The 12678-nt window shown below is 40.1% G+C and carries 7 protein-coding genes; 5 read left to right on the forward strand and 2 right to left on the reverse strand.

The window, feature by feature from the left end; genetic code table 11:
• Positions 1–2 precede the first annotated feature (2 nt).
• Entirely contained in the window at positions 3–2432 is a 2430-nt protein-coding gene (locus tag ACFI34_RS12035; protein ID WP_462673667.1) for a VolA/Pla-1 family phospholipase, read from the forward strand.
• Between the two features lie 102 nt (positions 2433–2534).
• Complete coding sequence (sohB, locus tag ACFI34_RS12040) at positions 2535–3551, forward strand: protease SohB (RefSeq protein ID WP_462673668.1); 1017 nt, start codon at positions 2535–2537, stop codon at positions 3549–3551.
• Positions 3552–3629: 78 nt separating this feature from the next.
• Here the strand turns inward: sohB and ACFI34_RS12045 are convergent, their stop codons facing one another.
• On the reverse strand, positions 3630–4961 hold the full coding sequence (locus ACFI34_RS12045) for a dicarboxylate/amino acid:cation symporter (RefSeq protein WP_008131535.1): 1332 nt from the start codon (positions 4959–4961) through the stop codon (positions 3630–3632).
• Positions 4962–5152: 191 nt separating this feature from the next.
• On the opposite strand from ACFI34_RS12045, the gene ACFI34_RS12050 reads away from it, so the two are divergent.
• Together ACFI34_RS12050 and topA are read left to right on the forward strand one after the other, a co-directional pair.
• Entirely contained in the window at positions 5153–8503 is a 3351-nt protein-coding gene (locus tag ACFI34_RS12050) for a hypothetical protein (protein WP_462673669.1), read from the forward strand.
• A 244-nt stretch (positions 8504–8747) separates the two neighbouring features.
• Positions 8748–11456: a type I DNA topoisomerase gene (topA, locus tag ACFI34_RS12055; protein WP_462673670.1), complete on the forward strand. Its 2709-nt coding sequence runs from the start codon at positions 8748–8750 to the stop codon at positions 11454–11456.
• A gap of 171 nt (positions 11457–11627) precedes the next feature.
• Here the strand turns inward: topA and ACFI34_RS12060 are convergent, their stop codons facing one another.
• Positions 11628–11870: a hypothetical protein gene (locus tag ACFI34_RS12060; RefSeq protein WP_006792156.1), complete on the reverse strand. Its 243-nt coding sequence runs from the start codon at positions 11868–11870 to the stop codon at positions 11628–11630.
• Positions 11871–12098: 228 nt separating this feature from the next.
• Between ACFI34_RS12060 and ACFI34_RS12065 the strand changes: the two genes are divergently transcribed.
• The gene (locus tag ACFI34_RS12065) at positions 12099–12653 is read left to right on the forward strand and encodes a TIGR00645 family protein (RefSeq protein ID WP_462673671.1); all 555 of its coding nucleotides are present in this window, start codon (positions 12099–12101) and stop codon (positions 12651–12653) included.
• Positions 12654–12678: the final 25 nt, after the last annotated feature.

Below are 12678 nucleotides of genomic sequence, written 5' to 3' on the forward strand. Positions count from 1 at the left end.
ATATGAAGAAAATGCTACTTTCACTCTCGGTCACTGCTGCTTTAGCAGGTTGTGGCGGCGGAGAAACGTTAGAAGATGTTAAGAATGAAACCGCTACAGTTGTACCTATGGCCACGGTTAGCTTTGACCCAGCTAACGGTGTAATTTCTGTTCCCAATGATTTATTAATGAGCGGCACCCAAGATGGTACTTTAAATATCCCAGGTGAATTAGATGACGACAATGTATCTATTCCGCGTGCTGCATATGCTGATCCTCAGTTAGCATTAGGCGCACTGGACGGCTGGTCGTCTCAAGTTCCTTATAAAGTTGATTTGACATTTCCACCAAATGTTTCACTTGATGAAGCGTCAGCTGGAACACCTGGCAGCGTAAGAATTTTTGAAGTAATAATGGGCGCAAGTCTGACAGATGCAGAATGTTCTGTTGCTCCAGCTGGTGCAGCATGTAAGTTAGTTGGCGAATTAACATTCGGTGTTGATTTTGTTACACAAGCTTCAGGAAATGCCGTCGCTATTATTCCTCTTAAGCCTTTTAAAGCAGGTAGTTCGTACATTAATGTATTAACCACAGGCCTTAAAGATTCTATGGGACGTTCTATTGCGCCGTCATCCACTTATGGTTTAGTGAAACAAGAAGCGCCGTTAATTACCGACTCTCAACTGGCATTACAAGGTGCTGTAAATAGTTACGAGAATGTAGTTGTAAGCTCTGGTGATATTTCAAAAGAAGATATTATTTTCTCAGGCGCAATGACAATTCAGTCAGCGGGTCCGGTACTTGGCACAATAAAAAATCTATTGGCCGCAAGTTTACAAAACGATGCTTTGCCTACTCCAGCATTGCAGGTACCTGAACAACCAATGGTTAATGTGCAACAAGTGTTTGCATCTCAGGGTGTAACGGTATCGGCTGCGTTTTCAGGCGTTCAATATCTAAAAGGTAGCATTATGTTACCTATGTACCTTGGCACGCCAACTGGTACAGATATTAGCGATTTAAACGATACATACTGGCAAGGTATGTGTGATAACGCTGTAGCACTTCAAGGTTACAAAGCGGTTGCAGGTGATGCATTCCCAACTGATCCTATCAGTGAAAATGATGGGTTATGTTCAGCACTGAGTGGTGGACAGTTACGTGACCTAGGTATTGATAGCACACGTCATTTAACAAAATATAACCCAATCCCTAAAGTACAAAGTATGGCTAACGTACCAGTACAGGTGACAAAGCCAATTTTACCAATCATTAACGGTGTACGTGCACAGTTACAGTTACCTGCAATTGAAATGCCTGAAGGTGGTTGGCCTGTTGTTATGATGCAACATGGTATTACAACCAACAAAGAAAGTATGCTTGCATTAACAGCTCAGCTTTCTATTCAAGGTTTTGCAACGGTTGCAATTGATCATCCTCGTCATGGTGAACGTGGTGTAGATGTTGACGGTGATGGTAACGACGACTTTAATGCAACAACCGGTTCAGTACTTAGTTACATGAATTTAAGTTCTTTATTAGTTGCACGTGATAGCTTACGCCAATCTGCTGCAGATTTATTAGGTTTACGTTTAGGTTTAAACTTTTTGCAAGATGCAACTATTAACAGCCAAGATGTTACTTACATTGGACATTCACTAGGCTCTATTGTTGCTCCTGCGTTTATTGCACAGGCTAACAATCCATTAGCGCCGACTGTTGACCCATTATTTAATGTAAACACAGTGGCTCTTGCAAGTGGCGGTGGCGGTATTGCTAGCTTCTTATTAGAATCAGCAGCATTTGGCCCGTTTATTCAAGGCTCTGTACTTTCTCAAGCTGGTACAACTGAAGCTGATGAGTTTAATGCCTTCTTGCAAGGTGATGCAGTTTCTAACTGTGGCGCTACACTACCCGATATGGAAGCATACTTAACGTGTGGTTATAACGAATACATTGCGTCTATTACAACGGCAGGCGAAACATCTAAACTTACAAATATTCAAGGCGTATTTACGCAGTTCGCGTTTGCTTCTCAAACAGCATTAGACAGTGGTGACCCAACTAATTACGCAGCAGCGGTACAAGCGTTGGGTACACCTGTTTATACTAATGTGGTAGTGGGTGACGGCGGTGAAAACAAGCCAGATCAAGTTATTCCACCAATGGCTACTAACAATCCTATTTCTGGCACAATTCCACTTGCTAATTTTATGGGATTAGAAACAGTAAGCACAACGCAGGCAATGACAGAAACACCATCTAGCTACTTAGTTAAATTTTCTAAGGGCCATCATGGTTCTATTTTGACACCTGCACAAGATGCTGCTCAGTCGTCTACTGTAGAGGGTAGTGCTGCTGCAAATGCTGAAATGCAAATGCAAGTTGCTGTTTATTTAGCTACTCGCGGTCGTACGTTATTAGTAACAAACAGTGATGTTGTTACTGACTAAACATACGCTCTAAAATATATCTAATACAAAGCCACTTTAAAGTGGCTTTTTTTTGCTTAAAAGCATGATAAATTAGCGTAAATTTAAAATCGGAGAGATCAGTTGGAATTTTTATACGAATACGGTTTGTTTTTTGCCAAAACAGTTACCTTTGTTATCGCGGTAGGACTTATTTTAATGATGCTTGTTGGCGCTGCTGTAAAGCCAAAAGCAAAAAAGGGTGAAATACAAATTGATGATGTATCGGCTCAGCTGAGTGAGCTTAAAGAAGATTTTTTACAAAATACATTAAGTAAAAAAGAACTTAAAGTGCACGATAAAGAGCGTAAAGCGCTCGACAAAAAATCAGATAAAGAAGGTGTAAAACCTCGTCTTTATGTTATTGACTTCATTGGGAGTGTGGATGCTCATGAAGTTGAAAGTTTAAGAGAAGAAATTACAGCAATCATTTCAATTGCAGATCCTAAAAAAGATAAAGTCCTAATTCGCTTGGAAAGTGGCGGCGGGGTAGTCCATGGCTATGGGCTTGCTGCATCGCAATTGCAACGCATTAAATCGGCAGGTATACCGCTGAGTGTGTCTATCGATAAAGTAGCAGCGAGTGGTGGTTACATGATGGCTTGTGTTGCTGATGAAATATTAGCAGCACCTTTTGCTATAGTTGGGTCTATTGGCGTAATAGCGCAAATTCCAAATTTTAATAAAATTTTGAAAAAAAATGATGTTGAGTTTGAACAAATTACTGCAGGTGAATTTAAACGAACTTTAACTCTTTTTGGTGAGAACACAGACAAAGCACGTGAAAAGTTTCGTGATGAAATAGAACAAACGCATGATTTATTTAAAACCTTTGTTAGTTCACAGCGTCCGAGTTTAAACATAGACCAAGTTGCAACGGGTGAACATTGGTTTGCCACGCAAGCAATAGACAAAGGTTTAGTTGACGTAATTAAAACAAGCGACGATGCATTACTAGAACAACAAAGCGAACGTCAAATATACAAAATTAAATACAAAGTAAAAAAAGGACTAAGCGATAAATTTGCGCTTGGATTAAGCAGTGGCGTAAATAAAATAGGGATAAACTTGTTGTCTAAGTTTAAATCACTAAATCCCTAAGAACGGCATAAGGCATTACGCATAAAAAAACCCTGATAACTATCAGGGTTTTTTTATAGCTTTAAAACTTCATGGCCATTAGTCAATTGACTTATGGTAATCCTCTAAATCTTTTGCAGCGTTAGGGTCGTTAAAAATCGCTTCATCTAACTCACCTTCGCTTTTAGCAACCGCACAAGTAACCATACAGTCGCCTGTAACATTTACAGCGGTACGAGTCATATCTAACAGTCTGTCTACACCAATAATTATGGCGATACCTTCTACTGGTAAACCAACTTGATTAAGCACCATTGCTAGCATGATTAAACCAACTCCGGGTACACCCGCCGTTCCTACAGACGCAAGCGTAGCTGTCAATATTACCATTAAGTAATCTGATACCGTTAAATCAACTGCAAAAACTTGTGCAATAAATACTGTAGCAACACCTTGCATGATTGCAGTGCCGTCCATGTTAATAGTTGCACCTAGCGGAATAGTAAATGATGCGACAGAATTACTAGCACCTAACTTTTTAGTTGCAGTTTCAAGTGTTATTGGCATGGTTGCACTAGAGCTTGATGTACTAAAGGCAAATAAACACGTGTGTTTCATTTTAGCTAAGAAAGTGGCAGGGTTTAAGCCGGTCAGGAGTTTTAATAGTAAAGTGTAGTTTACAAAGGCATGAAACAATAGCGCTAATACAACAACACCAAAATATTTGGCTAAACTTACAATCAAATTAAGTTCTATGGTAGTAAATAGTTTGGCCATTAAAAAGAACACACCGTAAGGGGCAATGTTCATTAGTAACGTTACTAACTTTAAGATAACGGTGTTTAAATCTTCAAAAACGGCTGCAACACGTTTACCTGCTGAGCCACTTAAAGCCATAGCAATACCAAAAAGCAATGCAAATACAATTACTTGTAACATATTGCCTTTTGCCATTGCTTCAAATGGGTTGGTTGGAAACATATCAATAATAACACGAGCGAGGGTCGGAGCTTCCTTCGCATCGTAACTTGCTTGAGATGGCAAGCCAATGCCTTCACCTGGGTTAAATAATAAGGCAAGTGTCATAGCCACCGTTATAGCGATTGCAGTTGTAATCAAATACAAGCCAATCGATTTTCCACCTAATCGCCCTAATTTTTTAGGGTCACTTAAGCTGCAGGTACCACATACTAAGGACACAAAAACAAGAGGGACAACGAGCATTTTTAGGCTAGCAATAAAAATTTGCCCACCCACATGAAAAATGCCGTCAACAAAAAAGGCTTTAATTGGCAAAGAGAATAATCCAAGAGGGATTAGATAATCGTCTTGACCAGCTAAGATTGCTTGAAATATAAAACCAACTGTAACACCAAGCACCATACCAATCATGATGCGAGTAGTTAAACTTAACGTACCGATTTTTGACATACACCGAATCTACTTTTTATAAATTTGCCATAGACTACCAGTAAGAAATTATTTACTACAGAAAAAATTAGTATTTACACGAAATATTTTTGTACAAAAAAGTAATAAAAAACTGTGATTTTAGACTAAGTTATAGGTTAATATGAGGTAAACAACATATTGTTAATAATAACAACGCTAGGGAGAGGTTCATGCCTTTAATGCGACTACTCGGCATTTTATTGCTCAGCTTATTACTCACAGCCTGTGGTGGCGGTGGATCAATTGAAAAAAGCGGTACAGTTGGTGACACTGATACAGACACAGATACAACAACTTATACGTTAACGCTACAAGGCTACTCTCAAGCAGACGCAACGAAATCAAATAGCGTGACGAGTACTGCGTCATTAGATTTACGTGCAACCTTAAAAGATAATGATGGAGCTGTTGTTGCTGGTAAACGCATTACCTTTACGTTGGCTGACGATATAGGGGTTTTAAACCCTGATTCAGCCCTGACACAAAACGATGGCATAGCAACAATCGAGTTAAGTGCTGGCTCTGAGGCAGGCGCTGGTGAAGTTACTGCCACCTTCAATGGCGATGATGAAACGTATACAGCCACGTTTGCATTTCAATCAACGGGTGGCCAAGGTGACGACACGGGTGTGAGTGGCTCAACAACTTTAGAAGTTCAAATTGTTGACCAAAATGGTAATAAATTTACCAGTGCTAACCCAGTAACTGCGGATAACACCGGTGTTGTTGTTGCAACACTTAAATCAGACGGTGTTGCTGTTGCGGAAAAACTCATTTCTTTTAGTACCAATTTTACGGGCGTTATAACGCCAGAGCTTGGCACGGCGATTACTGATGATTCTGGTGAAGCTCGCGTTACATTAGGGAGTGGTGTAGCAACGGGTGCTGGCCAAGTTGTAGCAAGTTACGCTCCAGCAAGTGGTACGAGCGTTAGCAACACGGCCGTCTTTTACTCATCGGGTGATGGTGCAGCGCAAGATGAAGCGCAATTTTCAGTATCTATTAAACTATTAACAGGCTGTAACGCTGATTGGGATGATAACCGCAGCAATGTTAAATTAGACCCTTTATCTGCAGCATCTGGTTGTACTGTGACCAACAGCATTTCATCTTCAGAGTTGGGTGAGCTATTTGTAGAAATCACTAATGAACAAAGTGGCGAAGGCAGAAAAAACGCACTCGTAAATATTGAAACAAATTTAGGTACAATTTTACCTTCATCGGGCACTGCTCTAACTGATAACTTTGGTATTGCATTATTAAAGCTGCAGCCGGGCAATACTGGTGGCGCAGGAACGGTTACGGCAACGGCTCTCGATGAAAGTGCATCTTTAAACTTTGCAGTGGGTATTGCAAATTTAACGCTTAGCGTTGATAACGGCTTGAACATTAATGATGATGGCAGCGTTATACCGCTTAAAGCAGGCGGTAGTACGGTAATAGAAGTAACGCTTTTAGACGAAGATGGTAATTTATACTTAACAGCTACTGACGTTGAATTTAGCTCTACCTGTGCGATTGCTGGTGAGTCAGTCATTGATGACAGCGTAAAATCGTCAAATGGTATTGCTACAGCAACTTACAGAGCAACAGGGTGTAAGATTGACGATGATGTAACTATTACAGTCGAAACAGGCGGACAAAACTTTACTGAATCAACGGTTATACCCGTGGAAAGTTCTGCAGTACAGTCTATTCAATTTGTGGATGTAAGCGAAACATTTATTGCGCTTCCACCAGGCGAAGGTGGCCTACCAACTCAATCAATCGTTACTTTTAAGCTTTTAGATGCTGACAATATAGCGTCTTCTCAGCAACGAATTGACTTTAAACTAACAGATTCGGTAGGCGCTGCAAATTTAACGCTTACCAGTGGCAACACAGATAACGAAGGTTTGGTACAAACGACAGTAACGTCAGGTATTGTGCCTGGGCCTTTAGTTGTGAAAGCATGTTATGTGTCTAAAGACGATGTTAAAGCTCTTCCAGAGGGTGATGATTTAACGTGTTGGGTTGATGACTTCCAATTGTGCCAAACTGATCCTAGCAATGAAATTTGCCCAGAGGGTACATTAAACCTGATCCCACTTTCTGAGCAAATTAGTTCTGTTTCTGCTCAGCTTACACTTGCTTCGGGTGTAACTGACCAAAACAGCTTTGATTTAAGCCCAACAACATTTAATACTAACTCACTTTACTACAACGGTATCATAACTGATTTAACTGTATTTTTTGGTGACCAGTTCAATAATTACAACGGTGACGGTGTTGAAGCTACAGTGCTTTCAGAGGCGGGTGTGGTTGGTTCTTCAAGCAACGAAGAAACATGTAAAACAACCGATGCAACCTGTGTTGTTACATGGCGCTCTCAAGGTGAACGCCCATTTGAAGATTACAAATGGGGTAACAGAATAGGCGATATTGACGGTAATGCGTCGACAACTGAGGGTATAAACCCTAAAACGGGCGAAATTAATTGTGACCCTTATTTTGGCGCAGCTGCACCGTGTATTAATGGTATTACACGCGCTAAAAATGACGAAAACGGCGTAGTAATGGGGGGGCGCGTAAGTGTGCTTGCAGTTACTAAAGGTCAAGAAAATTTTGTTGATGAGCAATCAACTGATGATATAAAGCGTACGAATGGTTTATTTGATATAGGCGAGTACTACGCTAGCTACGATTTACCTGAAGCCTTTATTGATCACAACGAAAATAACAGTTTTGATAAAGCGGATTGTAGTGATGCACGCGGAGATGATTACGACCCTGTATCAGATGCGTGTTCAGAGTTAAACTCGCGTGGTGGTCATAACGAAACATGGCGTGATTTAGACAACGACGGTATCTACGATGCTGCTGACGGCCTCTACAATGGCTTATTATGTAGCGAAGCTGCAAATGCTGCAGGCGAATGTTCACGTGAGTTGGTTGAGGTTCGTAAAAACATTGAGCTAGTTATGTCAGGCGATGAACCATATGTACGTTTCTCTGTGGTTAAAACGGATGCATTACCAGCACCATTTGAAGTATTTGTTCCTGCCGATTGTTCAAGCTCAGTATCTGGTAACAGAACTTTTGTAGAGTTAGAAGAGTCCGATGTAACTGAGCGTTGTGATGTTGCTGCAATAGACCTTTCTGTTAACAATGTTGAAATCGCTAACCCAGATTTCGATCCTAATGACCCTGACGAAACAGACCCTGAAACACTTACCGTGGACATTGGTTTAACATCAATGGCTGTTCGTATTCACTACACAGATGAATTTGGTAATCCATTACCTGCAAACACGGTAGTGTCTTTAACAACGAGCAATGGCGATCTGTCAATTATTAGTCACAGTGAAACAATACCTAATACCAACACAGATAAACCGATGTACTCGGATGTATTAATTTCACGAGAGACTGATGGTAACGACCAAACAAGTGGGGTTTTAAGTATTACTTTTGAATTTGAAAACCAACTAGGGGCCAGTAAAACGGTCTCGACAGGCATCACAATTTTCGATGATGTTTAAGTTATCGTAAAAAATGCCAACCTTTAGGTTGGCATTTTTCTTTGTGTTCTATATATTCCACAGCAATTATTCTAAAAACACCAGTTTGTCTAAATTAGCAACAAAAATTGTTCGTTTATTCAGTAAATACTGAAAAGTTTGTATTAAAAGCTTGTAACAACTAGTGTTTGTAGATATACCTATAAATATTCGCACCGCTAATGCGGTAAACACATTTTCAATATTTGGTTAGAAATAGGCAACTATGGGCAAATCGCTAGTAATTGTAGAGTCACCTGCTAAGGCTAAAACAATTAATAAATACTTAGGTAATGACTTTATCGTAAAGTCCAGTATTGGGCATGTACGAGACTTACCTACCTCAGGTTCGAGCAAAGCAAAAGTGCCGGCAACTAAAACGCCAGCAGAAGTGCGTAAAATGCCACCGGATGAGAAAGCAGCGTATAAACAGCAACGAGATTACGCAAACTTGGTTGCACGTATGGGGATTGATCCTGAAAAAGGCTGGCAGCCTCATTACGAAATCCTACCGGGTAAAGAAAAGGTTGTTCAAGAATTACAAAAGCTGGCCGAGAAAGCAGACCAAATATACCTCGCAACGGATTTGGATAGAGAAGGGGAAGCAATTGCTTGGCACCTTCAAGAAATAATCGGTGGTGAACCAGAAAAATACAAGCGCGTTGTTTTTAACGAAATTACTAAAAATGCCATTCAGCAAGCGTTTGAAACACCGGGTGAGCTCAATACTGACATGGTATATGCTCAGCAAACTCGTCGCTTTTTAGACCGTGTTGTGGGCTTTATGGTATCGCCGCTTCTGTGGGCAAAAGTAGCGCGTGGTTTATCTGCAGGGCGAGTACAGTCAGTTGCAGTGCGATTACTCGTAGAGCGTGAGCGTGAAATAAAAGCGTTCATTCCAGAAGAGTTCTGGGATATTCATGCAGATGTTAAAAATAGCGAGTCTGACCTACGTTTAGAAGTCACTAAACAAGCAGACAAGCCATTTAAACCTGTAAATGAAGCTCAGATCAAAGAGGCGGTAAAAAGCCTTGAGAGTGCTGAATATAAAGTTGTTAATGTTGAAGAAAAACCGAGTAAAAGTCGCCCAAGTGCACCATTAATCACATCAACAATGCAGCAAGCTGCTAGTACACGTTTAGGCTATGGTGTTAAAAAGACCATGATGCTAGCGCAGCGACTGTACGAAGGCGGTTATATTACCTATATGCGTACCGATTCAACAAACTTATCGAAAGATGCTGTTGAGATGTGTCGTGAATACGTTACAGAGCAATTTGGCTCAAAATATCTGCCAAAAGAGCCAATTAACTACAGCTCTAAAGGTAATGCACAGGAGGCACACGAAGCGATTCGTCCTTCTAGCGTTACTGTGCTGTCTGGACACCTTGAAGGTGTAGATGCCGATGCTAAAAAGCTTTACGAGTTAATATGGCGTCAGTTTGTAGCGTGCCAAATGGTACCTGCAGAGTACGATCTAACAACCTTAACTGTTGCGGCTAACGATTTTCAGCTTAAAGCTAAAGGGCGTGTACTTCGTTTTGATGGTTGGACCAAAGTGCAACCAGCTGTTCGCAAAAAGAACGAAGAAGATCAATCACTCCCAGCTGTTGCAGTGGGCGAAACACTGACACTTGTTGAACTTGATCCTAAACAGCACTTCACTAAGCCACCAGCGCGTTTTAGTGAGGCAAGTTTAGTTAAAGAGTTAGAAAAGCGAGGAATAGGTCGTCCATCTACTTATGCTTCTATTATTTCTACAATTCAAGACCGTGGCTATGTGCGGGTAGAAAACCGTCGTTTCTTTGCTGAAAAAATGGGTGAAATTGTAACCGATCGTCTGGTTGAAAACTTTACGGATTTAATGAACTTTGATTTCACAGCAAAAATGGAAGGCCGCTTAGATGATATAGCAGAAGGTGAGCGTGTATGGACGCAAGTACTTGATAAGTTTTACGCTGATTTTTCAACACAATTAACCATTGCAAAAGACGAACCAGAGCAAGGTGGCATGCGTCTTAATGAAATGGTTGAAACTGATATAGAATGCCCTACCTGTAGCCGTAAAATGGGTATTCGAACTGCTTCAACTGGGGTGTTTTTAGGGTGTACGGGTTATAACCTACCACCTAAAGAACGTTGTACAACCACTATGAATTTAGTGTCGGGCGATGAAGCGGTTGCCGCTGATGTTGAAGACGAAGAAACAGAAAAATTAATGCAAATGAAGCGCTGTCCCGTTTGTGAAACCGCGATGGATTCGTATTTAATTGATGAGACCCGCAAGTTACATGTATGTGGTAACAACCCAGCGTGTAAAGGGCATATTGTTGAGCAAGGCACGTTTAAGATTAAAGGTTATGACGGTCCAATTATTGAGTGTGATAAATGTGGCTCAAACATGGAACTTAAATCTGGACGTTTTGGTAAGTACTTTGGCTGTAATAACGAAGAGTGTAAAAATACACGTAAGTTACTAAAAAATGGTGAAGCTGCTCCGCCTAAAGAAGATCCAGTTCATATTCCTGAATTAGAATGTGAAAAATCAGAAGCCTATTTTGTATTACGAGATGGTGCTGCAGGTATATTTTTAGCTGCAAATACATTCCCTAAATCGCGTGAAACTCGAGCACCTAAGGTTGAAGAGTTAAAACGATTTAGAGATCGTATATCCCCTAAATTCTACTATTTAGCGGACGCACCAGGTCAAGACCCAGATGGTAATCTTGCTGTTGTGCGCTACAGTCGTAAAAACAAAGCGCAGTATGTTATGACTGAGATAGACGGCAAAGCAACTGGTTGGACTGCTCATTATGAAGCAGGTAAGTGGGTAGAAGAAGCCAAGAAAAAAGCTGCACCTAAAAAGAAAGCTGCTGCTAAAAAAGCCCCTGCTAAAGCAAAACCTAAAGCAAAAGCAAAAAAAGATGAAAAGTAACTAAAGCGCGTTTTTAACACCTTATAGTTACAAAAAACCGGAATGCACAGCCTGTGTCTATTCCGGTTTTTTTATGCTTGGTAATTGTGCTCGCAACGGCTTTTTGGCTGTTCAATTAGCTAAGCATAGCTAGCCTTAAAAGCAGGCTTAAAGCATACCTTTGAGTCAGGGTTAGATTTTTACAGAAGTTACTTTTTGATAGCCTTCTGATTCAAGCTCATCATTTACGCAATTTAAAACATACGCGTAAAGGTCTTCATTCATTACATCGTCGTCTTTAGCCCAGTTAACGCACATCTCAGTGTACTCTTTTACCATTTGTGCTGATGCTACTGGTGTGTCGTCTGCTACTGAGTATGTTGCATATACTGCAAATAGTGACGCTGTTAATGATGCAAGTAATGCTTTTTTCATTCGTTTATTCCTAAAAAATGGATTAATAGCGGTTATTGTCGCTATTAAACAAACATGTCCAAACAGAACGCTTCTGTTGGTATGCTGAATTTAATCGAATTTTAAATAAAAGATAACGAAATATATTTATCGTAAAGATAAGTTTATTTATGAGCCATTTTTTTATAATTATTTGTATAAGCTTAATTAATACGTTAATGTCGCTTTTTTTAATTCATAGAATAATAAATGACACCTAACACGTCCAATACACCCAAAAAAAACATTCAATCAACCAATAAAATAGAGCATGCACTGGAGTCGTTTATTTTTAAAGGACGTTGGTTGTTAGCGCCTTTTTTTGTTGGCCTTTTGTTTGCAGTTATTTTGTTATTAATAAAGTTTTTTAAACAACTTTATTTAATGGGGATCGCTACTTTTACCGCATCAAACCAAGATTTACTGGTAGGCATATTGACGCTGGTTGATACAGCGTTACTTGCAGGCTTATTGTTGATTATTATATTCAGTGGATACGAAAACTTTGTGTCTAAACTAGGTATAGATAATCATGAAGATAAGCCATCTTGGATGGGTAAAGTGGGGTTTTCAGGGCTGAAAATGAAGCTTATCAGCGCAATCGTTGCAATATCGGCTGTAGAACTATTAAAAGTATTTATAAATTCAGAGGCGCATTCAAACGACGAGCTACTATGGAAAGTAATAATCCACGTCACCTTTGTGATGTCCGGAGTGTTGTTTGCATTTACCGATTACCTCAATAGTAAAACCCATAACCATTAAACTTACCTAAAAAAAGCCCATGTTA

Source organism: Pseudoalteromonas sp. PSi26 (genome assembly GCF_054960575.1).